The 25965-nt window shown below is 70.3% G+C and carries 22 protein-coding genes and 1 pseudogene; 14 read left to right on the top strand and 9 right to left on the bottom strand.

Annotated elements, in window-relative coordinates; genetic code table 11:
* The first annotated feature begins 291 nt into the window (after nucleotides 1–291).
* The 4 genes from ABH920_RS20475 to ABH920_RS20460 are packed head-to-tail and all read left to right on the top strand — an operon-like array spanning nucleotide 292 to nucleotide 4412.
* Nucleotides 292–792 (top strand): N-acetyltransferase family protein, encoded by a 501-nt coding sequence (locus tag ABH920_RS20475; RefSeq protein ID WP_370350644.1) that lies wholly within the window; start codon nucleotides 292–294, stop codon nucleotides 790–792.
* Between the two features lie 57 nt (nucleotides 793–849).
* Nucleotides 850–1797 (top strand): zinc-binding dehydrogenase, encoded by a 948-nt coding sequence (locus ABH920_RS20470; RefSeq protein ID WP_370350643.1) that lies wholly within the window; start codon nucleotides 850–852, stop codon nucleotides 1795–1797.
* Between the two features lie 13 nt (nucleotides 1798–1810).
* Complete coding sequence (locus ABH920_RS20465) at nucleotides 1811–2857, top strand: ornithine cyclodeaminase family protein (protein ID WP_370350642.1); 1047 nt, start codon at nucleotides 1811–1813, stop codon at nucleotides 2855–2857.
* Between the two features lies 1 nt (nucleotide 2858).
* Nucleotides 2859–4412: an aromatic amino acid lyase gene (locus ABH920_RS20460; RefSeq protein WP_370350641.1), complete on the top strand. Its 1554-nt coding sequence runs from the start codon at nucleotides 2859–2861 to the stop codon at nucleotides 4410–4412.
* Here ABH920_RS20460 and ABH920_RS20455 read toward each other — a convergent pair.
* Nucleotides 4356–5195 (bottom strand): polysaccharide deacetylase family protein, encoded by an 840-nt coding sequence (locus ABH920_RS20455; RefSeq protein WP_370350640.1) that lies wholly within the window; start codon nucleotides 5193–5195, stop codon nucleotides 4356–4358. The genes ABH920_RS20460 and ABH920_RS20455 overlap by 57 nt on opposite strands.
* Nucleotides 5196–5380: 185 nt before the next feature.
* On the opposite strand from ABH920_RS20455, the pseudogene ABH920_RS20450 reads away from it, so the two are divergent.
* The 4 genes and pseudogenes from ABH920_RS20450 to ABH920_RS20435 all read left to right on the top strand — a co-directional run.
* Nucleotides 5381–5551: pseudogene (locus tag ABH920_RS20450) on the top strand (RHS repeat domain-containing protein); the annotation flags it as partial.
* Nucleotides 5552–6334, top strand: a complete 783-nt coding sequence (locus ABH920_RS20445; protein ID WP_370350639.1) for an RHS repeat domain-containing protein — start codon at nucleotides 5552–5554, stop codon at nucleotides 6332–6334.
* Nucleotides 6335–6347: 13 nt separating this feature from the next.
* Nucleotides 6348–6779 carry a hypothetical protein gene (locus ABH920_RS20440; RefSeq protein ID WP_370350638.1) on the top strand — a complete coding sequence of 144 codons (432 nt, stop codon included), beginning with the start codon at nucleotides 6348–6350 and terminating at the stop codon, nucleotides 6777–6779.
* Nucleotides 6780–6988: 209 nt separating this feature from the next.
* The gene (locus ABH920_RS20435; RefSeq protein WP_370350637.1) at nucleotides 6989–9016 is read left to right on the top strand and encodes an ABC transporter ATP-binding protein; all 2028 of its coding nucleotides are present in this window, start codon (nucleotides 6989–6991) and stop codon (nucleotides 9014–9016) included.
* Here ABH920_RS20435 and ABH920_RS20430 read toward each other — a convergent pair.
* Nucleotides 8970–10244 (bottom strand): MFS transporter, encoded by a 1275-nt coding sequence (locus tag ABH920_RS20430; protein WP_370350636.1) that lies wholly within the window; start codon nucleotides 10242–10244, stop codon nucleotides 8970–8972. The two genes, ABH920_RS20435 and ABH920_RS20430, sit on opposite strands and share 47 nt — an antisense overlap.
* 87 nt (nucleotides 10245–10331) lie before the next feature.
* Here ABH920_RS20430 and ABH920_RS20425 point away from each other — a divergent pair, with 87 nt between their 5' ends.
* Nucleotides 10332–11330: a winged helix-turn-helix domain-containing protein gene (locus tag ABH920_RS20425; RefSeq protein WP_370350635.1), complete on the top strand. Its 999-nt coding sequence runs from the start codon at nucleotides 10332–10334 to the stop codon at nucleotides 11328–11330.
* Between the two features lie 414 nt (nucleotides 11331–11744).
* Here the strand turns inward: ABH920_RS20425 and ABH920_RS20420 are convergent, their stop codons facing one another.
* Nucleotides 11745–12809, bottom strand: a complete 1065-nt coding sequence (locus tag ABH920_RS20420; protein ID WP_370350634.1) for an aldo/keto reductase — start codon at nucleotides 12807–12809, stop codon at nucleotides 11745–11747.
* Between the two features lie 156 nt (nucleotides 12810–12965).
* Here ABH920_RS20420 and ABH920_RS20415 point away from each other — a divergent pair, with 156 nt between their 5' ends.
* A complete protein-coding gene (locus ABH920_RS20415) occupies nucleotides 12966–13823 on the top strand; it encodes a helix-turn-helix transcriptional regulator (protein ID WP_370350633.1) in 858 nt (285 codons plus the stop codon).
* Here ABH920_RS20415 and ABH920_RS20410 read toward each other — a convergent pair.
* The 3 genes from ABH920_RS20410 to ABH920_RS20400 form a co-directional block, all read right to left on the bottom strand.
* The gene (locus tag ABH920_RS20410; protein ID WP_370350632.1) at nucleotides 13783–14103 is read right to left on the bottom strand and encodes an NIPSNAP family protein; all 321 of its coding nucleotides are present in this window, start codon (nucleotides 14101–14103) and stop codon (nucleotides 13783–13785) included. The genes ABH920_RS20415 and ABH920_RS20410 overlap by 41 nt on opposite strands.
* 81 nt (nucleotides 14104–14184) lie before the next feature.
* On the bottom strand, nucleotides 14185–15153 hold the full coding sequence (locus ABH920_RS20405) for an NADP-dependent oxidoreductase (RefSeq protein ID WP_370350631.1): 969 nt from the start codon (nucleotides 15151–15153) through the stop codon (nucleotides 14185–14187).
* A 134-nt stretch (nucleotides 15154–15287) separates the two neighbouring features.
* Nucleotides 15288–16595 (bottom strand): MFS transporter, encoded by a 1308-nt coding sequence (locus ABH920_RS20400; protein ID WP_370350630.1) that lies wholly within the window; start codon nucleotides 16593–16595, stop codon nucleotides 15288–15290.
* Between the two features lie 70 nt (nucleotides 16596–16665).
* Here ABH920_RS20400 and ABH920_RS20395 point away from each other — a divergent pair, with 70 nt between their 5' ends.
* The 4 genes from ABH920_RS20395 (at nucleotide 16666) to ABH920_RS20380 (ending at nucleotide 20081) form a co-directional block, all read left to right on the top strand.
* Nucleotides 16666–17634: a GlxA family transcriptional regulator gene (locus ABH920_RS20395; RefSeq protein WP_370350629.1), complete on the top strand. Its 969-nt coding sequence runs from the start codon at nucleotides 16666–16668 to the stop codon at nucleotides 17632–17634.
* Between the two features lie 58 nt (nucleotides 17635–17692).
* Nucleotides 17693–18496: a class I SAM-dependent methyltransferase gene (locus ABH920_RS20390; RefSeq protein ID WP_370350628.1), complete on the top strand. Its 804-nt coding sequence runs from the start codon at nucleotides 17693–17695 to the stop codon at nucleotides 18494–18496.
* Nucleotides 18497–18597: 101 nt separating this feature from the next.
* Nucleotides 18598–18933: a PadR family transcriptional regulator gene (locus ABH920_RS20385; RefSeq protein ID WP_370350627.1), complete on the top strand. Its 336-nt coding sequence runs from the start codon at nucleotides 18598–18600 to the stop codon at nucleotides 18931–18933.
* Nucleotides 18930–20081: a PP2C family protein-serine/threonine phosphatase gene (locus ABH920_RS20380; RefSeq protein WP_370350626.1), complete on the top strand. Its 1152-nt coding sequence runs from the start codon at nucleotides 18930–18932 to the stop codon at nucleotides 20079–20081. The genes ABH920_RS20385 and ABH920_RS20380 overlap by 4 nt, the downstream gene beginning before the upstream one ends.
* A 47-nt stretch (nucleotides 20082–20128) precedes the next feature.
* On the opposite strand, the gene ABH920_RS20375 is transcribed toward ABH920_RS20380, so the two are convergent.
* From ABH920_RS20375 to ABH920_RS20365, 3 genes are all read right to left on the bottom strand, one after another.
* Entirely contained in the window at nucleotides 20129–21001 is an 873-nt protein-coding gene (locus ABH920_RS20375) for an alpha/beta fold hydrolase (RefSeq protein WP_370350625.1), read from the bottom strand.
* 157 nt (nucleotides 21002–21158) lie between these two features.
* Nucleotides 21159–24467 carry a hypothetical protein gene (locus tag ABH920_RS20370; RefSeq protein ID WP_370350624.1) on the bottom strand — a complete coding sequence of 1103 codons (3309 nt, stop codon included), beginning with the start codon at nucleotides 24465–24467 and terminating at the stop codon, nucleotides 21159–21161.
* A gap of 206 nt (nucleotides 24468–24673) precedes the next feature.
* A complete protein-coding gene (locus ABH920_RS20365) occupies nucleotides 24674–25906 on the bottom strand; it encodes an arylsulfotransferase family protein (RefSeq protein WP_370350623.1) in 1233 nt (410 codons plus the stop codon).
* Between the last annotated feature and the right edge of the window lie 59 nt (nucleotides 25907–25965).

Genomic DNA, 25965 nt, shown 5'->3' with positions numbered 1-25965 from the left:
CAACCTCGGACTCCACCACACCAGCACAGGATGGGCCCTGCCCAAGGCGTGAAAACGCCACGACCAGAACCCAAGATTTTCATCAGGCTTCTAGGGCATGTTTGAGAAGTCGGGTGGGTGATGTCCCGCAGCTGATGAGCAGGTCGAGCGCGACGGCTCAGCGGCAAGCGTGGCAAGACGGACGGCCTGCCTCATCCTGGTTGGCTGTGGCTGGTCGTCCGGCGCCGCCAGGCGCCGCCGATCAGTCGTCGCGCCCCGCCCGACTTCTCAAACATGCCCTAGCATGACCGGATGATCGAGGTCCGGTTGGCCGTCCCGGCGGACGGGGACGCGCTCGGGCGGATTCACTCCGCTTCCTGGGCGGTCGCCTACGCTCCCTTTTTCGATCCCGAGTTCGCCGCACGGGGCGTGGAAGACCGGCTGGGGCGTTGGCACGACCGGATCGCCGACGAGGACGGCACCTTGCTCATCGCCTCCGTCGACGGCCGACCGCTCGCCCTGTCCTACTGCGTACCGTCGCCGACCCGGCCGGGATTCGCGGAGATCTTCAGCTTCTACAGCCACCCGGACGGCTGGGGCACCGGAGTGGCCGCCGAACTGATGACCCACACTTTGCGCCACCTGCAAGAACGCGGATTCACCCACGTCCATCTGTGGACGCTGCGGGACACCCCGCAGTCCCGCCGGTTCTACAGCAAGTCCGGGTTCGCCGAGACCGGCGCCGTGACCACGCACGACTTCGGCGACGGGAACCCCCTGGAGCAGGTCGAATATCAGCGGGCCTGCTCCTGACACCCGCCGCGAGACGATCTTTCGCACCCGCGCCGGAGTGTGATCGAATCAAGCGGCATGAGGGGATTCATCACCGATCCGACCGGCCGTGCCGGGCTGCGCCTGAGTGTTGACGTACCCGAACCGACGCAGAAGCCGAACGAGGCTTTGGTGCAGGTGCGCGCGTTCGCCGTGAACAACGACGAGGCCACCTTGATCTCCCGCCGGCCGGACGGCTGGCGCCCCGGCCAGGACGTCGCCGGGGTCGTGGTCCGGGCGGCCGCCGACGGCAGCGGCCCGGCGCCGGGCGTCCGGGTGGCCTGCTACCTGGACCAGGAGGGCTGGGCCGAGCGGGTCGCGGTACCGACCCACTGCGTCGCCGAACTCGACGACGCGGTGTCCTTCGAGCAGGCCGCCGCGCTGCCCGTCGCCGGGCTCACCGCGCTGCGGGCGCTGCGGGTCGGCGGCGCGGTCCTGGGCCGTCAGGTGCTGGTCACCGGGGCCACCGGCGGGGTCGGGCAGTTCGCGGTGCAGCTCGCGGTGGCCGCCGGCGCGACGGTGACCGCGCTGGTCAGCGGCCCGGAACGGATCGAGGACGCGCGGGCGCTCGGCGCGCACCGGGTCGTGACGTCGCTGGACGACGCCTCGCTCGGGCCGTTCCATCTGGTGCTGGAGGGTGTCGGCGGCGACGTGCTGGCCGCGGCGGTGCGGCACGTGGTCCCCGGCGGGCACGTGGCCTGGTTCGGCAACCCGGGGCGGCGCACCACCGAGATCAGCCTCGCCGACTTCTACGCGCAGGGCTGGAACGCGCACATCGTCGGCTTCATCAGCCCGCACCCCGAACAGACCAAGGGCGAGGACCTGGCGATCCTGGCGGACCTGGTCGCCGACGGCCGCCTGAGGCCGCGGATCGGCCTGGTGCTGGACTGGGAGCGGACCCCCGAAGTGTTCGAGCAGATGGCTGCCCGGGCGTTCCGCGGCAAGGCAGTGCTGACCCTAGACAGCAAACCCACCAGCGTTGGGTAGAACGGGATCACCTATGAACTCTCATCAGGCCCAGCAAGAAGGCACTCGGCAGGACGGCATCTGGCTCAGGTTCCTGTCCGGCCCGGACGTCGAGGAACTGGGCATCGGCCAGGCGGAGATCATCGACGCCGTCGAGAACGTCGTCGCCGCGCACGGCCGCGGCGAGACCGTGTTCGAGCCGCGCACGCACCTCGTCCCGAACAACGGCGGCGTCGGGCACTTCAACGTCCTGCGCGGGCACGTCTCCACCCTCGGCGAGCACGGCGTCAGCGGGGTGAAGGTGGTCGGCGACTTCGTGCCGAACTTCCAGCTCGGGCTGCCCAGCGAGCTGGCGCTGCTCACCCTCTACGACCCCACCAACGGCATCCCGCGCGCCATCATCGACGCCACCTTCATCACCGAGGCCCGCACCGGCGCCATGACCGCGGTCGGCGCCCGGCACCTGGCCCGCCCCGATGCCCGCGTCCTCGGCCACGTCGGCGCGCGCGGCACCGCGTTCTCCAACGTCACGATGCTCGACTCGCTGTTCGACCTCGACGAGATCCGGGTGACGAGCCGGCGTCCGGAATCGCGCGAGGCCTTCGCCGACCAACTGCGCGCGGCCACCGCCACGCCGGTGCGCGTCGTGGACAGCGCCGCCGAGGCCTTCGACGGCGCGGACATCCTGGTCGAGGCCACGCGGCTCACCGAGCCGTCGCCGCTGCTGCATCCCGGGCTGGTGAAACGGGGGGCGTTCGTCGTGCCGTACGGAACGGTCAGCGCCGTCTCGGAGGACTTGCTGGACGTGATGGACAAGGTCGTCGTCGACGACTGGCGCGAGGCCCGGTCCGGGCGGTTCGGCGCGCTGCGGCACCACGTGGACAGCGGGAAGCTGTCCGAGCGGACGCTTCACGCCGAGCTCGGCGCGGTGGTTTCGGGGCAGAAGCCCGGACGGGAGAGTCCGGAGGAGCGGATTCTGCTGTGGCACCGCGGGCTGTCCATTCTCGACGTCGCGGTCGGTCAGCTGATTCTGGACCGGGCTCAGCAGGCTGATGTCGGCACGATGTTGCGGTATCGGTGACATGACGCGCTATCGCCTCGACATCGGGTCGGCTGCGGACCTCGGAGCAGCTGCGGTCCTGCGGATCGCCCGGGCAGGTGCTGTGCCAGGGCTGTCGGCGGAGCTGACCGAACGGATCGCCGCACGGCGGGTCCGAGTTCGGCGCGCGCTGAAGTCCGGGGACCCGGTGTACGGCGTCAACACCGGGATGGGAGCGCTCAGCGAACGTCGGCTCGGCGAGGCGGAACAGGCGCGGCATCAGGAAGCGTTGATGCTCGCGCGGTCTGCGGGCGGCGCGCCGTGGCTGACGAGGGAGGAGACGCGCGCGGTCCTCGCAGTGCGGCTGCGGACGTTCCTCAACAACGACAGCGGTGTCAGCGCGGCGCTGTGCGAGCAGCTGGCCGCGATGCTCGCGCACGATGTCCTTCCGGCGATTCCGCGCAGCGGCCTGGGCAGCGCCGGCGAGATCCTGGCGCTGGCGCACCTGGCCGCGCCGATCAGTGGTCGGGGCATGGTTCTGGCCGATTCGGGGCCGGTCCCGGCTGAGACGGCGCTCGCGGCTGCCGGTCTCGCGCCGCTGCGGCTGGGTCCCAAGGAGGGCGTGGCCCTGATTCAGGGCGTGCCGGTGACGACGGCTTTGGCGATCATGCGCGCCGAGGATGCACGTGCGCTGCTGCGTCAGAGCTTGGCGATCGTGGCTGCGGAGTTCGCTTTGACCGGCGCGGCGTACGACGCGATCGATCCTGTGCTGGCGCGGGGAGACGAAGTACTGCGGCGGGTGAGCGCGGAGCTGTTCACGCTGGCCGGTACGCAGGCAACGCCGCGTGCGCTGCAACCGCCGGTGTCGTTCCGGGTCTCCGGCCAGGTGCTGGCCCACCTGGACCGCGCGGTGACGATGCTGGATGCGGCCGTCTCGCGCGCGCTGGAAGGCATCACCGACTCCCCGGCGTACGTGGAGCAGGAAGACGGCTCCGGCCGTTTCCTGGGCACGGCGGGCTTCCACGGTTACGACCTCGCGGCACACCTGCACATCCTGACGGTGGCCGTGATCGGGGCCGCGGAGCTCGGGGCGACGCGGCTGCACCGGATGCTCGATCCCAAGACCAGCGGCCTGAACGCACAGCTCTCCCCCGACCCCGGCCCGCACACCGGGCTGTCGCCGGTGCACAAGCGCGCGGTCGGTGTGGTCCACGCGCTGCGGCGGCTCGCCGTGCCCTCCACTGTCGGAACGATGGAGACGTCGGCGGGGCAGGAGGACGCGCAGACGTTCTCGGTGGAGGCCGCGGAGGACTGCCGACTGGCCGGCGAGGGGTTGCGCGAGGTGCTGGCATGCGAGTTGCTGGCCGTGCATCAAGCCCAGGGCTTGGGCGCGCGGCTCCCGCATGATGCGGAGCGGTTGGCCGGGGCGCTGGACGCAGCGGCGGCCGTGCTGCCGTCCGGGACCGAGGACCGGTTCTTCGGGCAGGACGTCACGAGGTTGGTGGAGCTGCTGGCGCAGGGCTGGCCGGGCTACAGCTTCTCAGGGCTGGACGAAGTGGTAGCCGGCTTCGAGGAGTTGCGGCAGGAACCTCTGTAACGCGGCGACTGTTTGGGAGCGGTCGCCGCCGCCGTCGTGTTCCAGGATGATCGAGCCGGTTTTGGTGTGGCTAAGGACGTTCTGGACGATGTGATCGGTGCCAGGGCGTGACCAGTCGCGCGGGTCGACGGACCAGTCCAGGGGGCGCAAGCCCAGCTTGGCGCAGACCTGGAAGACGGTCGGCGACCAGTTGCCGCCGGGGGCCCGGAATAGGACCGGCTGCTTAGCGCCGCCTTTGGTGATGGCGTCGTTGGTCCGCTCTATTTCCGCGGTCACGTGCGCGGCGGTCATCTTGGACAGGTTCGGATGAGTCCAGGTGTGGTTCGCCACCAGGTGACCCGCGGCGCTGACCTCTGCAACCAGCGACGCGTGCTTGTCGGCGCTCTCACCGATCATGCAGAAGGTCGCCGGGATCTTGTACTGCGCCAGCAGCGCCAACACCTGCGGGGTGTATTTGGAGCTGGGGCCGTCGTCGATGGTCAGGGCTATCGCCTTGTCACCCTCGTGCACATAGAACTGCGGATGCCCCGCCGCCGGCGGCGCATCGGAGGTGTGGCCGCCGGGCGCAGTGTTGGAAACGTCGGACCCGCTGGGGTCCTGCCCCGGGAACGGCGCCCCGCCCATCGCGCTGCTCGGATGAGACGTCGGGCCCCCGCCGGAGGTGGCACTGGACCCGGTCGGCGTCGTGGCGCCGGGCGCCGTGGAGCCGCCGGGTTTCGTCGCACCGGCCAACCCCGTAGCAGCCGCCGTGGCGCCCTTGGACGCACAGCCGCCCAGCAACATCACCCCACCGAAGCCCAACAGCAACCGCCGCGACATCCCGCCGCCAAACGGAAGCCGGGCATCGCCGGGGAGCTGCAGAGGATCACGACCCGATGCGTTCATGCCAATGGGACGCGCCGGCCCCGCAGCGGGTTGAGTTCGATGAGGACTTTCTTTGACACCCCACCTCCGCCTACGACGCGGACGGCGACCGGATCTCCCAGACCACCGCGACCGGCGAGTCCATCAAGTGGACCTACGACCCGGACGGCCGGATAGCCTCGTCCATCGATCCACGCGGCACCGGCGGCACCCCGGCCGCCTACGGCTACGACGCGGCCGGGAACCCCACCACCGTCACCGCCCCGCTCGGCGGCGTGCGGTCGACCGTCTTCGACGGCGACAACCGTCAGACCTCGACGACCGACCTGGCCGGCGAGGCCACCGCCTACACCTACGACGCCGACGGCAACCAGACCGCCGCCGGAGCCACCACCTTCACCTATGACGCCTTCGGCACCCAGACTGTCAACGCACTGACGAGCACCGCCCCGGTCCAGCCGTTCGGCTACACCGGCGCCCTCACCAAACCTGCCCTCACCGGCAAAAGCGGCGCCTGGGGCACCTTCTTCGACACCTACGTCCCGGTCCGCCCCGACTACCGGCTCTACCACATCGCCGACCTGCTGCGGCAAGAAGGCTGCCCGCAGCTCGCCGGGCAGATCGCCATCGACGGCATCAGTGGCCTGACCGGCTGGGAACGCGACGCGGCGGCTGTCGACGCGGCCGCAGCCGACAACAGCGCGACGGCGCCCGCGGCCGGTTCCAATCCGGCTATCGCACTGCTGGGCAAGTACCAAGACATCAAGGACTACATCGCTGCCGGACCGCCGGGAGCCTTCGACGCGGACTTCCTCAACTTCCAAGGAAACGCGAAGAAGGGAACCGCCGGAGTCGGATCATGGAACTGGACACGCAACAAGCGCTACATCGACGACGCCTTGACCGCCAGCAAGGAAGTGCGATTGGTGACCGATCCGAACACTCACATCTACGAAAAGGGAAACGTTTATCAGCGCGAGCTTAAGTATCTCAAGGACAACGGCTACGGATGGGTTCCAGTAGACGACCATTGGGTAGTTGTCGGGGTCCGACCTTGAGGAGGCGGGCACAATGAGCAAGCGGGCATCTGGCTCCGTGGGGAAAGAGTTCGCCGGTCAGGTCGCACAGGCCTTCGCCGGAGTGGCCGAGGAGTTCGGGTTGGAGGGGCCCGAGGAGAGTGACGTCGTCCTTCCCAGCGTCTTGTTCTCCATCGGAGTCCTGAAATACGAGATCGTCCACGACTCGCACAGCCATTCGGTCGAGACCCGGGTCGCCTTCGAACTGGAGGCATCCCGCCTGACCGTCGGGCTGGGAAATCTGGTGCCCGCCGCGGGCCTGGGACCTGCCGAACAAGTCAAAGACAGCGCCCATACGGTATGGAACATGATGCGTTCACTGGATACCCAGGTCGACTTCGTCAAAAGACTTCACCCACTTCTCGTTTCCGATGGCGCCCAAGATCTGATCCGCAAAGCCGGCGCCCGAGAATGGCGCCGGCGGTGACAACACGGGTGACGAGGCGGGTGTCGGGTCAAGGCGTCGCGCGTACGTCAGCACCCTGATCAAGCGCCTCGGCCCGCTGCCGTGACCGCGGCCCGCGTTCCGCACGGCCGGCAGGACGCGGGTCTGTCGTGTGGTGCCCGAGGCGTCACGCTCCGTCAGTACCGACCGTTAGAGTTTGTCTCCTCCCGCCTGCGCCCGGAGCCGCCCTGATGACCGCTGCCGACACCACCGCGGATGACACCCGAACCGACGCCAGCACGCCCGAAACCCAGCCCGCCTCGCGCCTCGGGCGTATCAAAGCCCTGTTCTCCCCGGACGCGGTCCCGCGGCACGAGGTCGACGACCTCGCCGCCGACCCCTACGTCGCGACCTGGACGCGCGGCTACGCCGAGGTCGCGGCAGCCAGTTTCTGGAGCAACGCACGCCGGATGCCGGAGCTGCTGCGGCTGACGCTGCGCACCGCGGCCGAGGTGTCGCGGTGGCGGGTGGTCACGCTGGTGGTGCTGCAGGCGTTCTCCGGGGTGTTCCAGGCCCTGGGGCTGCTGGCGACCACCGGGGTGCTGGCGGCGTTGTTCACCGGCCGTCCGACACCGGACCGGATCGCCGCGGCGCTGCCGTCGCTGATCCTCATCGCCGCCTTCACCGCCGCGACCGCGCTCGCCTCCAACATCAGCTCCCTGATGCAGTCGCAGCTGAGTCCGGCGATGGACGCCGCGGCGCTGGCGCGGATCCAGGAACTGTGCACCGGGGTGGAGCTGGTCGCGTTCGACCAGGCCGGCTGGTTCGACGAGGAGAACGCGGCCGAGCGCGGCGCGGTGTCCCCGCACTTCATGTTGCAGGCCACCGTGCGGATCCTGGCCGCGCTGGCCACGGTCGGGTCGGCGATCCTGGTGGTGGCGTTCGTGAACCCGCTGCTGCTGCCGCTGATCCTGGTCACGATCGTGCCGCGCTGGTGGGCCGCGGTGCGGGTGGCGCGCATGGACTACAAGGTGTTCGTCCGGCAGTCCGAGGGACGCCGCCGGGTGAATCAGATCGCGTACATCGGGCAGTCCATCAGCCAGGCCGCCGAGGTCCGCGCGCTGAGCATGTCGCCGTACCTGACCGGCCGCTACCGGCACATCTCCCGGCGCATCCTGGCAGAGAACATCGCCCTGCAACGCGCCGAGACGATGTCCCAGATCCTCGGCGACACCGTCGCCGGGATCGCGGTCGCCGCGGTGTACACGGTGCTGGGGCTGCTGCTGTGGAAAAGCGAGATCCCGCTGGCCGCCGGCGGCACCGCGGTCATCGCCATCGGCCGGGCGCAGGCCTCCCTGATGCAGATGATCACGAGCGTCAACTCCCTGTTCGCCGAGGGCTTGTACTTCGACGGCTACGTGAAGTTCTGCAGGAAGGCCGAAACGCTTCTGCCCGCTCCCGGTGCCGTCGCGGTCCCCGAGGACTTCAAGGCCATCACCGTCGAGGACGTCACCTTCAGCTACGAAGGAGCCGAGAAACCCGCGCTGAGCAACGCCTCGCTCACCATCGCCCGGGGCCAGGTCGTCGCCCTGGTCGGGGAGAACGGCGCGGCCAAGACCACGCTGGCCAAGCTGCTGGGCCGGGGCTACCTCCCGGACGCCGGCACGATCCGCTGGGACGGCCTGGACACCGCGCAGATGGACCCGAACCAGCTCCGCCAGCGCATCGCCTACATCGGGCAGGACGGTGCGCGCTTCCCCTTCACAGCGCGGGAGAACATCCGCGTCGGCGACTGGACCCGCGCCGACGACCCGGCCGCCATCGAGTCCGCGGCCGAAGCCTCCGGCGCCCACGAGTTCATCAGCGCCCTGCCGAACGGCTACGCCACCCTGATGGACCGCTCCCTGTCCTGGGGCACGAACGTCTCCGGCGGCCAGCACCAGCGCATCAACCTGGCGCGCGGCTTCTACCGCCAAGGCGTCCTGGTCATCGCCGACGAACCGACCTCCAACCTCGACGCGGCGGCCGAGATCGACTTCTACAACAGGCTCCGCTCCTACGGCGGCACCATCGTCATGGTCACCCACCGCCTGAACGCCGTCCAGGCCTGCGCCGACCACATCTACGTGCTCGAACACGGCCGCATCTCCGCGCACGGCACCCACGCCGAGCTCATGGCCGACCCGGCCGGCGGCTGGTACCGCGACAGCTACCTGCTTCAGCAGAACTCCTTCACCAGCCGCGCCGGAGAGCCTGGGACCGCCTCGACGACCGACTAGAAGAGCGCCGCCAGCTTGCCATCCATCCCGCGGTGAGTACCGTCGCTCCCCCGGCGACAGCCATGGCCCGGCCGGTGCCGGCCAGGCTCGCGACCGCGCCGACCAGCACCGGCCCCAGCCCTTGGAGCGTCATGAGTCCGGAGCTCAGCAGGCCGAAGGCCTGGCCCTGGTTGCCGGGCGGCAGCGCTTCCAGGAAGGGGCGTTGCAGGCCGATCGCGTAGGAGAAGCCTGTCGTCGAGGTGAGGAGAAGCAGAGCACAGACGACCGCGGACGGATCGGCGGCGAGGCCGAGCAGCGGCAGTCCCATCACGGCGACCAGCGGGACGACGAGCGCCTCGCGCGCACTCGGGCGCAGCAGGCGTCCGACGACGAGATCGCCGAGCAGCATTCCGGTGGGACCGCACGCCATCAGCAGACCGTAGGTCCCGACCGCGAAGCCCCGCTGGCCCGCGTAGGAGACGACCAGGCTCTCGGCTCCGGCGACGAAGCCGCACGGCAGCCACTGGGCCAGCGACAGGCGGCGCACCGTCCGGTCGCGCATCAGGCGCCCGGCGCCGGACCAGCTGGCCGACAGGACTGCGCCGGGCGGGCTACCCGGGGCCGGCAGGTCGGGCAGGCGGAGCCGGATGGCGGCCGCGCAGGCGGCGTTCAGGACCGCGGCCACGACCAGCGCCTGGCCGGTGCCCAGCGCCGCGATGACGGCGCCGCCGACGGCCAGGGCGACCAGTTGCGCGCCCGAGGAGGCCATATTCATCAGCGAGCGGCCCAGGACGTAGGCGTCGCCAGTGAGCAGGTCGGAGGCCAGGCGGCTCGTCGCGCCGCCGAAGACCGGCGTCAGGACGGCGACGGCGGCGACCACGCCGAGCGCCGCAGCCGTCGGCATCCGCACCAGGCCCAGGAGCGCCGCAGCGGCGCACTGGAGCAGGAAGCCGGCGGTGAGGAGCGGGCGGGGGCGGAGGCGGTCGGCCAGGGCGCCGAGCAGCATTGAGCCCGGGAGCTGCGGGAGGAAGCCGACGCCGAAGGCGAGGGCGCTGAGGAGTGGGGAGTGTGAGGCTCTGAAGATGAGGACGGACAGTGTGGTGATGCGCAGGGTTTCGGCGCTGATGCCGAGCACGCGGGTTGAGAAGAGGAGGCGGAACTGCGGCTGGGCCAGGACTTCGCGGTAGGTGGTGTGGTGGTGCGTTGCGGGGGTTGGGGCGGTGGTGGCTGTGGCTGCGGCGGCTTCCATATCGGCAGACTGGCCTGGCCGCGCGCCACGGAGCGAGAGATTCGTCCCTGGACGTAAATATGCACGCCGGAGACGTAGCCTGGTCCTGTGATCCGCTTCGAGGTCGGCACCGAGGACCTGCTCCACAGCCGCTTCGCCATCTCCCCGGCGTTCGAGCTCGACTCGCTGCTGCGGCTGCTTGCGGGCGGCGGAAGACTGCCGACATCTTCAGCGTCCCGGCTGCGCTCGACCTTCGAGAGCCTGCGGCGCGAGACCGACCTCGACATGGTCCTGGCGCTACAGTCGGACCGGATCGGCGCGGACTTCGTCGCGCCCCCTCCCGCCGGGCTGACCCAGACCTGGGACGACGACCTCGCGGTGATCCGTGCGACGCCCCTACCCCTGGCGCGCGCCGAGATCGCGTACTGCCTGGCCGCACAACCCGCCACCGCCACCGCCGCCACCGATCCTCGAATGCGCACCCGGCTCGACGCCCCCGATGTGATCGCACGCCTGGCCGAGGCGCTGGACCAGGCCTGGCGCGTGCTGGTCGCCCCGGACTGGCTGCAACTCCGCGCGATCTGCGAGCGCGACGTCGTGCACCGCGCGGGCGTCCTCGGCCGCGCCGGATGGAGCGCGGCCATCGCGGACCTGCACACCGCCCTGCGCTGGCACGACGACGGCATCGAGGTGTCCGGCATCTCGGCCGAGCCGCAGGTCATCCCCCTGAACGGGCACGGCCTGCTACTGGTCCCCTCGGCCTACATCTGGCCCCACGCCGCAGCGCACACCTCCGGCGACTGGCCCAAGACCCTGATCTACCCGGCCCGAGGCATCGCAGCACTCTGGGAAACCCCCGAACCCCGAACACCCGGAGCCCTGACAGACCTCCTGGGCCGCAGCCGCGCCCTCATCCTCACCGCCCTGTCGAGCCCCGCCGGCACCACCCACCTGGCACGCTCCCTGAGCATGACAACCGGCGCCGTCGGCGACCACCTGGCGGTCCTCCGACGCGCCGGCCTCGTGCACCGAGCCCGCGACGGCCGGGTGGTGCTGTACGCGCGGACCGCGATCGGGGATGCGTTGGTCGCCGCGACGAACGGCTGAGCGCTGGCGATCAGGCTGACGCCAGCGCTGCCGAGCCGAGGTCCCAGCACGAGCCTCGGCACTCGACTATGCGCCGCGCTTCGATAGTCGAGTCGAGGTCCAAGCACGGGCCTCAGCACCCGACTTTGCGGCTGGCACGGTAGTCAGGTCGACGCCAGCGCTCCCCCGGCACTGCCGAGGCGACATCTCGGCGCGAACCTCGGCGCCCGACTGTGCGGCTGGCACGGTAGTCGGGTCGATGCCAGACCGCTCCCCCGGCACTACCGAGCCGACATCTCGGCGCGAGCCTCGGCGCCCGACTGTACAGCGGGCTCCGATAGTCGCACTGCCCCGGCCACCACCGAGCCGAGGGCCGGCGCAGCGCTCGACGCCCGGCTGTGCCGCTGTCCGGATGTCCGCCTGTGCCTCAGCCAGTCAGCGGCGAGCCTCGATGGTCAGCCCACCCGTCGTCACCGTCCGCAAATGCTCCCCGGCCAGCACATCATGCGGGTACCCGAGCTCGATCGCGCTCACCGCCTCCAGCCGCGCCAGCTGCTCGGCCGTGAACTCGACATCCAGCGCCCCCAGATTCGCCACCAGTTGCTCCGGCGTGCGCGCCCCGATGACCGGCGCCGTCACCGCCGGATTCCGCAACGTCCACGCCAGCGCGACCTGCGCCGCCGTGTGCCCCGCCTCCGCCGCGGTCTCGCGCACCGCGTCGGCGATGGCGAGGGTGCGCTCGGTGACCATCCCCAGCGCGGCGTTGAAGCTCTTCCGATTGCTCTCGCCGGGGGCGGCGTCGGCGGGGGCCAGGTCGGCGCGGCTGTACTTGCCGGTGAGCACGCCGCCGCCCAGCGCCGAGAACGGCGTCACCCCGAGCCCCATGGCGCGCGCCATCGGGATCAGGTCGCGGTCGGCGCCGCGGTTGATGAGGCTGTACTCGATCTGCAGTGCGACCAGTGGCGACCAGCCGCGCAGATCGGCGATCGCCTGCATCCGCGAGATCTCCCACGCCGGGGCGTTGGACATCGCCACGTACAGCACCTTGCCTTGCCGGACCAGGTCGTCCAGGCCGCGCAGGATCTCCTCGACCGGGGTCGTGAAGTCCCACACGTGCAGGAAGAGCACGTCGATGTAGTCCGTCTCCAGCCGCCGCAGGCTGGTCTCCACCGAGGCGAACAGGTTCTTGCGGTGCGCGCCGCCGGAGTTCGGGTCCCCGGGACGGCGCGACGTCGTGTACTTCGTCGCCAGCACCAGGCTCTCGCGGCGGTCGCGGGCGAACGCGCCGACCATGCGCTCGGCGGTGCCGCCGGTGTACGTGGCGGCGGTGTCGATGAAGTTGCCGCCGCGCTCGACGTACGTGTCGAACAACGTGCGGGCGTCGTCCTCCTCCGCGCCCCAGCCCCACTCGGTGCCGAAGGTCGCCGTGCCCAGGGCCAGCGGGGACACCCGCAGCCCGGAGCGGCCCAGCAGCCGGTACGTGTCGAGGGTGAGCGACATCGTGTCCTCCAGTGCTCGTGATCGTCGTACTCGTGATCGTCGTACTCGCGATCGTCGTGATCGTTGTCGAGCACCAGCCTGCGACGACGCCGAACCGGCGGTAAGGGAAGCGCCTTCCTGGGAACACGAGTCCTACCCAGCCTGTTGGAACCACCCATGATCACCAGCACCGTGGACGTGACCCAGGAGCTGGCCGCCTTCCTGCGGACCCGGCGCGAACGCCTGGATCCGCAGGACTTCGGCCTCCCAGCACGCCGCCAGGCCCGCCGCACCCCGGGCCTGCGCCGCGAGGAGGTCGCCGAACTGGCCGGGATCAGCGTCGACTACATCGTGCGCCTAGAACAGGCCCGCGGCCTGCGGCCCTCGGCGGACGTCGTGGAGGCCCTGGCCAGCGCGCTGCGCCTGGGCCCCGAAGAGCGCGCCTACCTCTTCGGGCTGACCCAGCAACGCCCCCGCGACCCCGACAAGCTCGCCACCACCGCCGAGCCGTCGCTGGCCCGGCTGGTCGCCGACCTCGCGCCACTGCCTGCGATGGTGATGAACCACCGCTACGACATCCTGGCGTGGAACAGCGAGATGGCCGGGCTGCTGCTGGACTTCGACGCCCTGCCGCCGTCGCAGCGCAATGCGATGTGGCTGTGCCTGATGCACCCGCGGACCCGCGAGTTCTACGTCGACCGCGAACACGTGGTCCGCGAAGGCGTCGCTCACCTGCGCACCGCGTGGGCCGCGCATCCGGAGGACGAGGCGCTGACCGACCTCATCGCCGAGTTCATCACCGGCGACGAGGAATTCGCGCGCCTCTGGAACGAAGGCGACGTCAGACTCAACGGCCGCGGACGCAAGGTGATCCGGCACCCCGAGGTCGGCCCGCTCACCGTGGACTTCGAAACGCTGACGCCGCTTCAGGATCCGGAACAACTGCTGGTGATCTACCGCGCCGCCGACGACGCGAGCCAGTCGGCGTTGGACCTCATCGCAAAGGCGAGGCGGGGGTCGGAACAACGCGGGTGACCACGGACTTCTCGACGATCAGCAGCTTGTGCACCGCCGGGCCGATGTCGTCCTTCCATCCGTCGCTGTCGTACACAGCGGCATAGAGCGCTTCCCGCTCAGCCTCGTCCTCGAAGCGCCGGATCCAGACGTAGCCGTCGTCGTCCTCCTCGTCGATGAACGAGGCGGTGACCGTCATGCCCTTCGACTGCTGGAAGGGCATGACCACGTCCTCCATGTAGCGCACCCACTCATCGCGACGGCCGGGCTGGACCTGATAGCGGCGGATCTCGTAGAACATCAGGGTTCTTCTCTCTGTTCTCTGTTCTCTGTGTTCTGTGTTCTGTTCTCTACGTTCTGTTCTCTGTGTTCTGATTCCGAGTCAGCCCGCGATACGCAGAACGAGCTTGCCCCGCGAGCGCCCCGCCTCGCCCCGGACGTGCGCCTCGCCGGCCTGCTCCAGCGGGAACACCGCCTCGACCTCGACCGCGACGTGACCGGCGTCGATGAGCCCGGCGATCGCGGCCAGCGCCGGTCCGTCCGGCTCGACCAGGAACGGCGTGACGCGCACGCCGCGCTCGGCAGCGGCCTCGGCCAGCTCCGGCGAGACACCGGCCGGGATGGCGACGAGCAGCCCGCCGGGCCGCAGCGTCTGCACCGAGCGCAGCGACGTCTTGTCGTGGGCGTCGCCGACGAGATCGATGACGACGTCGAGATCCTGCACCGCGTCCTCGAAGCGGACCGCGGTGTAGTCGATCACCTCATCGGCCCCGATTTCCCGCAGCCACTCGTGCCGGCCGGCGCTGGCGGTCGCGACGACGTGCGCGCCGGCGTGCTTGGCGAGCTGCACGGCGAAGTGCCCGACACCGCCGGCCGCGGCGTGCACGAGCACGCGCTGCCCGGCCTGCACCTTCGCGGTGTCCACCAGCGCCTGCCACGCGGTCAGCGCGGCCAGCGGCACGGCGGCGGCCTGCTCGTGGGTCGCGGTCTCCGGCTTGCGCGCGAACTGCCGGGCCGGCGCGGTGACGTACTCGCTGTAGCCGTTGGCCGCGCGCGGGAACCACGGCATGCCGTACACCTCGTCGCCGACCTCCAGCGTCGTCACACCGAAGCCGACGGCCTCGACCACGCCGGAGACGTCCCAGCCGAGCACGAACGGAGGCGCGCCGAGCACCCCGGCCATGCCGCTGCCCGCGCGGGTCTTCCAGTCGACGGGGTTGATGCCGGCGGCGTGGACCCGCACCAACACCTCGGTCGGCAGCGGCTCGGGCTTGGGGATCCGGACGAGCTTCAGGACCTCGGGGCCGCCGAACTCGTCCTGGACGATCGCGCGCATCGTCGTTTCGGACATGGGTCATCTCCTTGAATGCATACCTGGGAAAGGGTTCTTCCGGCGTTTCCACCGACCAGGAATGAAGCTATCTCCAGAGATGTACTTACCTGCAAGGTCCACAGCTTCCCTTTGGAAACCAACCAGGTGAGAGCCTATTTTTGGGAGGCTGCCTTGTCCGTCATCACCAATCCGGCGAGCGCCGCCGCCGAGAGCACGAGAATGAACACGGCGTACCCGCGCGCGGTGTCGATGAGTCCTCCGCCGTGGACGACGAGCACCCCGGCGACGACTGAGGGTACTGCCATACCGAGGTAGCAGATGATGTAGAGGACGGACAGCACGCCGGATCGCTCGTGCGGCGCCGCGCGCAGGACGACCGTGCGGATGCCGCCCTGGAAGCCGGCGCCGAATCCGAGGCCGGCGACCAGCGTGCTGCCGAAGAAGCCGAGCGTCGAGCCGCTGCTGATCGCGACCAGCGTGGCCACCGCCGAGACCGCGAGGACCGCGATGCCCAGCACCATGACCCGGCGTGGCGGCGTGCGGTCGAGGACGAGCGCGGACAGCGACCCGGTCACCGCGAGCAGGAACAGGCCGAGGCCTGCCACGACGGTCGAGGTCGAACCGGACAGGTGCCGGGCGAGGGCCGGACCGAGCGATCCGTAGAAGCCGGCGAGCGCCCAGACGGCGAACAGGATCGGCGCCGCCGCGAGGACGGGGCCGCGCAGGCCGGAGGGCACGGCCAGTTCCGGGCGGAGCGCCGCGCGTGCGCCGGGCTTGCGACTGACGGTCTCCGGCATCCGCACCACCGCCACGCCCTGCACCACGAACACGGTGACGAGGACCAGGTACACCAGGTGCGTCGGCGCCGGAGCGTACTGGACGAGCCATCCGGACAGCAGCGCCCCGACTCCGGTGCCGATGCCGGGCGCGGCGGCGTTGGCGAGGGTGCCGCGGCCGCGGTCGACGTCGAGCATCGCCGCTCCCAACGCGCCGATGGCGCCGCCGGTGGCGATGCCTTGGAGGACGCGGCCGAGCAGGAGCGTTCCGACGCCTCCGGCCGTGGTGAGGACGAGCGCGGCGGCGATTTGGAGCGCGAGTGCCGCGAGGAGGACGGGACGGCGGCCGATGTGGTCGGACAGGCGGCCGGCGATGAGGAGGGAGAGGAGGACGGCGATCGCGTAGATGCCGAAGACGATGGTGGTGGTGATCGGTGAGAAGTGCCATTCCGCCGCGTAGGTCGCGTAGAGCGGGGTCGGGGCGCTGGAGGCGGCGAGGAACGAGACGACGATCGAGGCCAGCAGGATCAGGGTGCCTGTGCCTGTGCCTGTGCCAGTGCCAGTGCCGGTGCCGGTGGCGAGGCCGGGGCTGGGGCCAGTGCTGGGACGACTTGCGGGCCGTACAAGGTTTTCAGTCGCGCTTTCAGCCTTGCTTTCAGCGCGTTGTTCGATGGAAGAGGTCACGCTTCTAGCCTGCTGACGTCGGCAGATCCCCACGAGTGGCAGAAGTGCCTATCTTCGTTAGAATACCGCCATGGTCCTCCACCGAGTCGCCGTGCTGGCACTGGACGGGATGGCCCCGCTCGACCTCGCCATCCCGCTTCAGGTCTTCGGCTCGCGCGCACAGAACGCCTACCAGGTCTCGGTCTGCGGGCCGGCCAGTTCCGTCTCGGGCGCCGGCGGCCTCGCCGTGGCGGTCGCCGGCGGACTCGATGTGCTGGCCGCGGCCGACACGGTGATCGTGCCGGGCTTCGACCCGGAGCCCGGGGCGCCGCGCGAGCCGTTGCCCCCGGCGGTCGCCGAGGCGCTGGCCACGGCCCGCGACCGGGGCCGCCGGGTGGTGTCGATCTGCACTGGCGCATTCGCCCTGGCCGAGGTCGGCCTGCTCGACGGGCTGCACGCCACCACGCACTGGCAGCACACTGACGAGCTCGAGGAGCGCTACCCGGCCGTGCACGTGGAGCGCGACGTGCTCTACGTCGACGAGGGCGACATCCTCACGTCGGCCGGGGTGTGCTGCGGCATCGACCTGTGCCTGCACATCGTGCGCCGGGATCTCGGCGCCGGCGTGGCCAACGAGATCGCCCGCCGCATGGTCGCCGCCCCGCACCGCGAGGGCGGCCAGGCGCAGTACGTACCCGCACCCGTCGCGGACGCCGGCGACACAGGGCTCGCGGACACCCGAGCGTGGGCCCTGGAGCACCTCGACGAGCCGCTGAGCGTCACACGCCTCGCGGGGCACGCCGCCATGTCCGAGCGCTCGTTCCTCCGCCGCTTCGTCGAGGAGACAGGCACGACGCCGCTGCAGTGGCTGGTCGGCGCGCGCCTGAGCCTGGCCCGCGAGCTGCTGGAGACCACCGACCACTCCATCGACCTGGTCGCGCACGACTGCGGCCTGGGCTCGGCCGCCAACCTGCGCCTGCACTTCCGGCGCGCGCTGAACACGACGCCGACGGCGTACCGGCGGGCTTTCAGCCGCGCGGTCGCGGGCTCGGGAGCGTGAGGGCGGCGGCGGCAAATGGGGATGCCGGGTGATCCAGTCCCCTGGCACACTCCCAGGAATGGACTGGTCCAGGGACTTCTACTCGACGACCGGACGCTGGTGGGGCCCTGCGGAGTCGGGCGTCACGGAGCGGGACCACGAACGCGTGGCGCTGGTACGGACGGCCTCGGCTGCCACGTCCGAGGCCACGACCATGCTTGAGCTCGGCTGCGGCTACGGGAGCACGGCGGCGCTGGCGGCACGGAGCGGCTTCCAGGTCCTCGGCATCGACATCAGCGACCGCCTTCAGTTCGCGCGGCGTTACCTGGACGAGGCCGCGCCGGGCACGCTGGGCTTCGCCTACGCGGACTTCTACCGCTTCGCCGCGCGCCGACGGTTCGACGTCATCTGTTACTGGAACGGGTTCGGTATCGGGACGGACGCCGACCAACGCGTCCTGCTGCGGCGGATCGCGCAGGAGTGGCTGGCCCCCGGCGGCGTGGCGCTCATCGACGTCGCCAACCCCCTGGCGTGGTCCCGCTGGGCCGGCGAAGTCGAGCACAAGGCGGCACGCCCGCAGGACGGGTACCGCTACGCGCTGACCGAGCGCATCGACTTCGACCCGATCGGCTGCCGCTACATCGACACGTGGTGGGAGCAGGACCATCCCGAGCGGGCCCACACACAGACGGGACGCTGCTACACACCGGCCGACTTCGAGCTGCTGCTGGCAGGCACCGGGCTGACGCTCAACGCGGCATACGTCAACGGCGTGGCGATCGGCGACGACGGCGACGCTGCTTCGCGTGCGGGTCTGCTGACCGAACGGCACGAGTGGCTTGCCGTGCTGAGGGCAGACGATGCGGGCTGCGCAGGCGACTGACGCGCGCGAACGCCGCGCTGTGCCTTGCTCGGCAGCTCCGGAAGCGTATATCGGCCTTACGACCCTGGACCATCGCAGCACCCTATGTAAGACTTCTACGTATGGACGAAGTCCGTGTGACTCTTGCCGTGGCCGCCGTACTGAAGGCGTTCCTTGAGGATGCCGCCGAGCCGCGTTACGGATACGACCTGATGCGGCAGACAGGCTTCGCGAGCGGCAAGCTCTACCCCGTACTTGCCCGCCTGGAAAGGGCTGGATGGCTGGTCAAGGAGATCGAAAGCGTCGATCCAGCCCTCGTGGGACGGCCCGCGCGCCGCCTGTACCGACTCAGCGCCGAGGGCGCGGACGCCGCCGAGCGCGCGCTCGCCGGCGTTAACGATCTGGTACGCCTTCCAGCTCCGCGGCTGGTCGGCCGTCCGGAAGCAGGACCGGCATGAACGCGCTGACGGTAGCGGCGCTCGCCGCGGCAGCCGGACTCGCGAGCACCGCGCTGGGAGAACTGACGAGTAAGGAAGTCCGAGGTCGGCTGGACAAGATACCCGTCGCCATCTTACGGCTGGCCGGCCGCCGCCTTGGCACGGCAGTCCGTGACGACCTGCTCGACGAGTGGAGCGCCGAGCTCCACGAGATCATGCAAGGCCCGGATGCGTTGCCCGTAACCCGCGTGCTGGTCGGCACACGCTTCGCCCTCGGGCTGCTCACCGCCGGCCCTCGCATCGAGAAGGAGCTGGCGACAGCCGATGAGGCGGTGGGAGACCACCGAGGAGAGTTGCCGCCAAGCTTCCAACAGGCGATGCCCGGCGTCCTGGTCCAATCGGAAGAGCTTCGCCTCGCGGCCTGCTACTTGCCGACGGTGCTGCGTACCACGGGTGCAACATCGGCAAGGGAACACGAACTCGTCATCAGGGGCGGCTGGTACGACACCATTCCCATCGACCAGGGCCGCACCGGGCTCGTAGTCGGCAACGTCGTCGTCCCTGGGACAGCCTCCCGCGAGCACATTGCCACCGAGATGGACATCATGGTGCGACTCAGGGCGATCGTCCGAGCCCGCGCGTCTCGAAACGTGCCACCCGCGGAGCTCTTGCGGCACGTCAGCCGTCGCGCAAACGCATTAGGACGCCGCTACCCAATATCTGCGGTCACGACCTTGGTGTACTGCGTCCATGACGCTGAGCACCAGACCCTGACCTACGCCAACGCCGGGCACATCCCTCCCATGATGCGATTGCCGAACGGCAGTGTGCTGACACTCGACGAAAACACAGGCTCGCCACTCGACGCGGGACAGCACAGTTGGCTTGAGACATCCGTGGCCGCTCCGGCAGGATCCTTCGTTGCGTTCTACACGAAGGGCCTGCTCCAGCGCGGCGTCAACGATCTTCCTGCCTTGCTGGCCCAAGACCCTGACCAGGGACCGGCAACGACCGGCGCCGGTCCCGTCGACCTGGTCCGTGACCTGATCCTGGCGGCTGCGCGTCCTGCTGAGAGCGACACTGCACACGACCTCGCGCTCATGGTCGCCCACATCCCGCTGCCAGGCACCACCCAGTACTCGCCGTTCCAGGCCACCTCAGCTGCTTGACCTGCCACGCCCCCGCAGCGTGCCATCCCTGCCCGCCGCCGGCCGCATCACCCCAACTGCGCCGCAAGCTCCCCGACCATCTCCCCGAACCCACCAACCACCAACGAAAGGTGCCCCTCTGCCGGCCGCAGCCGCTCGGTGGCGCCGCCGACGTGGCTCGCCAGCCAGCGGCCGTGGGCGAAGGGGACCATGCGGTCCTCGGCGCCCTGCCAGATGGCGACGGGGGTCTGGATGCGCGCGAGGTCGAAGCCCCAGTCGGCGATGAAGGCCAGGTCGTCGTCGCGCCAGCCCGCGACGCCTTCGGAGACCGACCTGCGGAAGGCTTCGGCCGCGTACTCGGCGAAGGCGTCGGTCAGGGCCTTGCGGTCGACCTCCGAGATGAGGTCGCCGAGGGCCGCCGCGATCTGCGGCCCCTGCACGTCGGCCATGGCGGCCGCCTGCTCGCTCAGGTACGCCGTCAGCGGCTCCGCGCCGGTGGTGGCCGCGGCGAACTCGTCGACGTTCTCCGCACCCATCCCGTCCAGCCAGTCCAGCCCCTCGGCGTGGAACGGCGCGACGCCGGCCAGCGTCGCCGCCGCCACGCAGCGCCCCGGCAGCAGCGCGGCGCACGCCAGGGCGTGCGGGCCGCCGCCGGACCAGCCGACGGTCACGAAGCGCTCGGCGCCCAGTTCGTCCAGCAGGGCGGCGGTGTCCTCGGCGGCCGAGGCGACCGTGCGGCCCGGCTGCGGCGACGAGCCGGCGTACCCGGGGCGGCTGTAGACGACGGTCCGCAGGCCATGCCGCGCCGCGGCCTCGACCAGCGGATCGAACACGATCGCCGCGAACGGCGTGCCGTGGTGGAAGACCAGCGGCGTCCCGTCCTCGGGGCCCGCCACCAAGTACTCCAGAGTCCGACCGTCCGCGAGGCGAAGATTGTTCATGCTGAGGAAACTACCTCAGAATCCGGGCGGCGGAATCGAGTAATCCGAGCCCCAATGAGCCGAAAACAGGAACCGCCGCGCCCCCGACGAATCCAACGAATCCGAACCGGGAGCGCAGCGGTATCCAGCGCTTACAGCACTTACAGTGCGTACAGCGCTACTGAACCGTGTAGTGGTACGGGAAAGCGGCGAGCTCATCCCCGGTCGGCGAAGGACCGTTGTTGCTCAGCGCCGTGGCGTCGTCGAGGTACACCACCCCCGACACCGCGCTCCCCGCCACCTGGCTCGGCGTCACCGTCAGCGTCAACGTAGCGTCGCCGCCCGGCTGCACGACCACCGGCGTGAACGCGGCGTTCGGGTTCACGCCGAGCTGCCACAAGTCCCCGGTGTTCGACACCGCGTCGCCGTTGAACGCCTGGCTCACGGCCGTCATCGACACCGTCGCGGTGGAGGTCGCGGTACCGCTCGTCCCGCCGAACGCCCCGCTCGGCTGCGGGACGACGTCCCAGTCCCCCTGCGTGACGCTCCCGCCGAGCCGCGGAGCCTGGTAGCTCGCGAACGCGTCGTCGCCCACGGCCGTGGATCCGACGTCCGGCTCGCCGTTGAACGGCGACGAGTCGAACTGGACCGGCGCCGTCGACGTGACCGACATCGAGACCTGGCTCGTCCGCGTCGGCACGATCCACTGCGGCACCGGCGCGACCCCGGACAGCGGCAGCGTCAGGTTCGCCGACGGCGTCGTCGAGGCCAGCGGCATGGTGACGGACTGGTCCAGCCGCGGATCCAGGAAGTAGGACTCAATACCCTGCGACGAGTTGTGAACCGTGAAGCTCATCGTCACCGGCTTGCCCCGCGCAGCGACCCCGCCCTGCGGAACACCGCCGGCCACAGCCCCGACGCCGTGGAAGTCGACCTCCCCATGGAGAGTCGTGTCCAGGGCGTCGCCGTTGACCGGGTTGGTGAAGGTGACGATGACCGTCCACTGACCCGCCTGCGGACTCAGCACACTGACCTGCGTTCCGGAACTCGCGACAGTCTGCTGATTCGCCCCGCTGCCCTCCTGCGTGAGGTTCGAGGCACGCGCCGGGTTCTGGCCGTCCGGCGACACCAGGTACACGAAGTACGGGTCCGTCCGGTGCCCGGCCAGCGCAGTACGAACGTCCAGCGCCGGCTTCCCAGCCGGGACGTTCACGACGAAGAACTCGCTCTGCGCCGGAACACCGCCGCGACCGTTGCCGCCCTGGATGTCCGAGGAGAACGTCCCCACGCCACCGTTCATCGCCACCACAGACCGCAGCGTCATCGGGATGGAGCTACGCCCCGACTGCGGCGAGCTGATCGCCAGCGACGCGCTCAGATCCCCGGCACTCGCCGGCGTCTTCGCGCTCACGGCTATGGTCGTGGACTGACCCGGCCGCAGCGTCACAGTGGACGGACTCACCTGGCAGAACGGCACGAACCGCGACACCGCGGCGTTGAACAGCACCTTCCCGGTGTAGCCGTGCGCGGTGTTGTCATCGGAGATCACCGCGGTCCACGTGCCCGGCACCGGATTGTGCACGTCCACGTGCCCGTGGTTGCCGTTCCCGTTCGGCAGGCTGTTCGCGGTGAGCTTGCCGTTCGGGTCGAGCAGCACCAGGTTCACCGAATCCTGCTGGACACCGGGCCAGGCTATGTTCGAGTCCAGACGATCCTGCCCCGGCGGCACCTGGAACGTCACCTTGACGTAGTTGTTCGTGACGCCACGCTGGTCGACGTAGGTCGACCCGCCGTTCGCCAGCTGCGCGGTCCGGTTCGCCACCACGCTGGTCGGGCTGAGCGTCCGCCCGGCCAGGCTGACGGTCTGCGTGCTGCTGCCGGTGTTCGTCAGGCTGGTCGTGAAGTGCTGCACCGCGCCGGGAGCCGCGGTCGCGTCGAACTGGTCGGCACCCATGATCAGGGTGTTGCCACTCGCGACGCCGTTGCCGTCCGGAGTGTGCACGGACTTGGCCGCCTCGACCGCGCGATAGGCGTCCACCAGCCCCGAGCCCTGCTCGGAGCCGACCACGTCCAGGTCGTCCGCGGTGCTCTCGATCAGCTCGTCCACCAGCGCCGGGGTCGGGCTGGCGCCGGCGTGGCCGGAGCGGTAGGCCTGGATGACGAGCGCCGCGACACCGGCGACCAGCGGGCCGGACTCACTGGTACCGCCCTCCTGCAACACCGGACTCGGCTTTCGCAGAGTGTTCACACAGTCGGGCGCGATGGTCTTGTCCGGAGTGCAGATCATCCAGTCCAGGTCCCCGGGCGCGACGACGGAGATGCTGCGTCCCTGCTCGGTGGCACCGCCGGACGACAGGGAGCTGATGTTGTCGCTGACGTATCCGGTCGCCCCGATGTCGTCGTAGCCCTTGAAGTCGTCCTGCGCGTAGGAGCGGAACGTGGTCGACGCCCCGACGGCGATGACGCCGGGCTGCGAGGCCGGCGACCAGATCGTGTTCTGGTTCCCCGCGTCGTACGACGGGACCGTGATGGTGACGCCGGCGGCCATCGCGGCCGCGTTGGCGGCCTTGATCAGGTCGGCGCTGGTGTCCGGCATCGGGAAGCTGCCGGCCTCCTCGTTCAGGACATTGACATGGTCGACGGTGACCGCGTAGTCGATGGCCTCCAGGAAGGCCGACGTCGTGGTGAGGTCGTTCTCGCCGTAGACCTTGTAGGCGTCCAGCGTCACGCCGGGCGCGACGCCCTCCAGCCGGATGAGGCAGGGCTTGCCGAGCGCCGAGGACGTGTAGTCCTGCAGGTTGTAGACGTGGTCGCCCTGCGCCGCGATCATCCCGTCGTCGAGCATGGACTCGATCTCGTTGCCGGCGAAGACGGTCCCGCCCTCGCCGGTGAAGTCCTGGTAGTCGGCGATGACGTGCGAGCCGTCGGGCCGGATCAGGTCCGGGGTGTTGACGTCCATCTCGGCGGCGATGTCGCCGACGGTGACGCCGGCGCCGGTGTAGCCGAGCGAGCGGGCGGTCTTGGCACCGGGCACGTCGGAGTCGGCCTTGACGGACTCCAGCGCCTCCGGGTTCAGCTGCACGCCGCCGTTCGCGGCGCAGGTCCCCGACGGGAGGGTCACGGACGACGCCGCACGTACCGCGCCGTTGCCCTTGCTCGCGCCGTTGCTGGTGCCCGTGGCCGCTGCCGCAGGCAGAGCCGGCAGGGTCAGGCCGCTCCGCACCTTGATCGCCGCGTCCGGCACGACCTCGGCGACGCTCGGATCGCTGCGCAGCGCCTGTTCCTCCGCCGGCGAGACGGTCGCACTCAGGGCATTGATAACGGTCAGCGACCGCACGTTCCGGCCGCCCGAAGACTTGAGCGATCTGAGCAACGGTGCCTGGGCGGAGTCGGTCGCCGCCCGGTCGGCGGCGTGCGAGGCCATGACCACGATCACCGGCAGGCCCACGGTGGTGGACGGTGCGGCGGAGGCGGACGCGGCGCCCACGGGTATCCCCGTGACAGTGAGCGCCGCCGCGCACAAGCAGGTCAACACGGCGCTCCGGCGCCGACGAAGGAGGGGCATGTACTCTCCGATTCGGTATCAGGGCACTGTGGCTGATGGTGCCCGGCCACCGATTCTGGCCCCGGTCCGACGATCGCGCTAGAACCCCAGAGTGCTGACACTCCTTACATCCGGTCGAACCACTCCGGTCACTTCCAGTCGAAGCGGTAGGCCCGGTAGGTGTTCACGCCGGCGGGGAACTCGGCGCTGAAGACCACCGCACCGGTCCGGTCGAACTCCGAGACGTACGGCAGCGCGCCCCAGCCCACGAACACCCGGCCACCGCGCTCCGGCTGCGCGTTGCCCTGCGAGGACGCGGTGAGCCCGGCGGGCTGCGCGTCGGAGCGAATCAGGGTCGCGACATGCTTGCGGGGGTCGAGCTGCACGGTGACGACCCGGCTGTAGGGGTAGTCGGCGACGGCGCCGCTGCCGGTGTTGGCGATACCGGCGGACTCGTTGTCGAAGAAGCTGTAGCGGCCGCCGCCCAGCGGCTCCGGGTCGTGCTGCCAGGCGAAGAAGGACCCTGCGGTGTTCAGCTCCTGGCCGGCGGCGGTCCGGAGCTTGAAGGAGCTGGCCTTGCCGCCCAGCTGCCACAGCACCTTGCCGGTCGCGTGCGAGATCTCGTAGGCGGTCCAGGTGTTGCGCGCGTCCACGAGCAGGTTGTCGCCGTCCACCTTGACGGCGTTGATGTGGAACCAGTCCCAGGGGGTGTCCGGGGACGCCGGCAGTGGCTGCTCGCTCTGCGAGTAGGGGACGTGGTCGGCGCTGTTCCACTGGAAGAGCACCTTGCCGGTCGCGATGTCGATCTCCTGCACGACGCCGTCGATCACCTTCTGGTGCGACGAGCCGCCGATGGAGGTGAGGTCGGCGGTCTTCTGCGTGTAGGCGAGGATCAGCGCGGTGTTGCGCGGGGTGATGACGAACTCGTGGCCGTCGGCGGTATAGCCGTTGCCGGCGCGGACTTCGGCGATCTGGTGGTAGCTCGCGTCGTAGATGACGTCGGTGCCGGACGCCAGCCCGCCGAGGCCGGTCCCCTCCCACCAGGTCAGCACCGGCTTGCCGTGGTAGGTCTGCGCACGGAAGTCCGCTGCGGACAACCCGGCCGGGACCTGGTGCGACCAGACGGTCTTCCTGCCGTCCGGGCTCAGGATCTCCACGCCGTTGGCGTACTTGGCGTCGGAGGAGGAGGGCGCGACGAAGATGTCGCCGTGTCCGGCGCCGGACGCGTCGGTCAGGACGGTCCAGGCCGGCAGCTGCGGCGCGGCCGAGGCAGAGGCGGCGGCGGCAGAGGCGGCGGCGGCCGGGACGACGCCGACGATCAGGGCGGCGGCCGCCGCCGTGGCGAGAGCGGCGGCCCGGACGTTCGTTCGAGGAGTGCGCATTCGGCGACGGTAACCAGCTGACCAGCGGCGCAGACAACGGCAGCCGGAGCGTGAGATGC

Source organism: Catenulispora sp. EB89, from assembly GCF_041261445.1.
Classification (GTDB): Bacteria; Actinomycetota; Actinomycetes; order Streptomycetales; family Catenulisporaceae; genus Catenulispora.
Note: the sequence above shows the minus strand (reverse complement) of the source record. Positions and strands in the feature narration are given on the sequence as shown.

Coding starts and splice junctions, on each gene's coding strand:
- ABH920_RS20455 (WP_370350640.1), bottom strand. CDS start 5,195: ATGTTGCTGGGCGGCTGTGCGTCCAAGGGCGCCACGGCGGCTGCTACG.
- ABH920_RS20430 (WP_370350636.1), bottom strand. CDS start 10,244: ATGGAAGCCGCCGCAGCCACAGCCACCACCGCCCCAACCCCCGCAACG.
- ABH920_RS20405 (WP_370350631.1), bottom strand. CDS start 15,153: ATGTCCGAAACGACGATGCGCGCGATCGTCCAGGACGAGTTCGGCGGC.
- ABH920_RS20375 (WP_370350625.1), bottom strand. CDS start 21,001: ATGAACAATCTTCGCCTCGCGGACGGTCGGACTCTGGAGTACTTGGTG.
- ABH920_RS20385 (WP_370350627.1), top strand. CDS start 18,598: ATGGACGAAGTCCGTGTGACTCTTGCCGTGGCCGCCGTACTGAAGGCG.
- ABH920_RS20475 (WP_370350644.1), top strand. CDS start 292: ATGATCGAGGTCCGGTTGGCCGTCCCGGCGGACGGGGACGCGCTCGGG.
- ABH920_RS20420 (WP_370350634.1), bottom strand. CDS start 12,809: ATGTCGCTCACCCTCGACACGTACCGGCTGCTGGGCCGCTCCGGGCTG.
- ABH920_RS20460 (WP_370350641.1), top strand. CDS start 2,859: ATGACGCGCTATCGCCTCGACATCGGGTCGGCTGCGGACCTCGGAGCA.
- ABH920_RS20395 (WP_370350629.1), top strand. CDS start 16,666: ATGGTCCTCCACCGAGTCGCCGTGCTGGCACTGGACGGGATGGCCCCG.
- ABH920_RS20380 (WP_370350626.1), top strand. CDS start 18,930: ATGAACGCGCTGACGGTAGCGGCGCTCGCCGCGGCAGCCGGACTCGCG.
- ABH920_RS20390 (WP_370350628.1), top strand. CDS start 17,693: ATGGACTGGTCCAGGGACTTCTACTCGACGACCGGACGCTGGTGGGGC.
- ABH920_RS20410 (WP_370350632.1), bottom strand. CDS start 14,103: ATGTTCTACGAGATCCGCCGCTATCAGGTCCAGCCCGGCCGTCGCGAT.
- ABH920_RS20415 (WP_370350633.1), top strand. CDS start 12,966: ATGATCACCAGCACCGTGGACGTGACCCAGGAGCTGGCCGCCTTCCTG.
- ABH920_RS20470 (WP_370350643.1), top strand. CDS start 850: ATGAGGGGATTCATCACCGATCCGACCGGCCGTGCCGGGCTGCGCCTG.
- ABH920_RS20465 (WP_370350642.1), top strand. CDS start 1,811: ATGAACTCTCATCAGGCCCAGCAAGAAGGCACTCGGCAGGACGGCATC.
- ABH920_RS20365 (WP_370350623.1), bottom strand. CDS start 25,906: ATGCGCACTCCTCGAACGAACGTCCGGGCCGCCGCTCTCGCCACGGCG.
- ABH920_RS20440 (WP_370350638.1), top strand. CDS start 6,348: ATGAGCAAGCGGGCATCTGGCTCCGTGGGGAAAGAGTTCGCCGGTCAG.
- ABH920_RS20435 (WP_370350637.1), top strand. CDS start 6,989: ATGACCGCTGCCGACACCACCGCGGATGACACCCGAACCGACGCCAGC.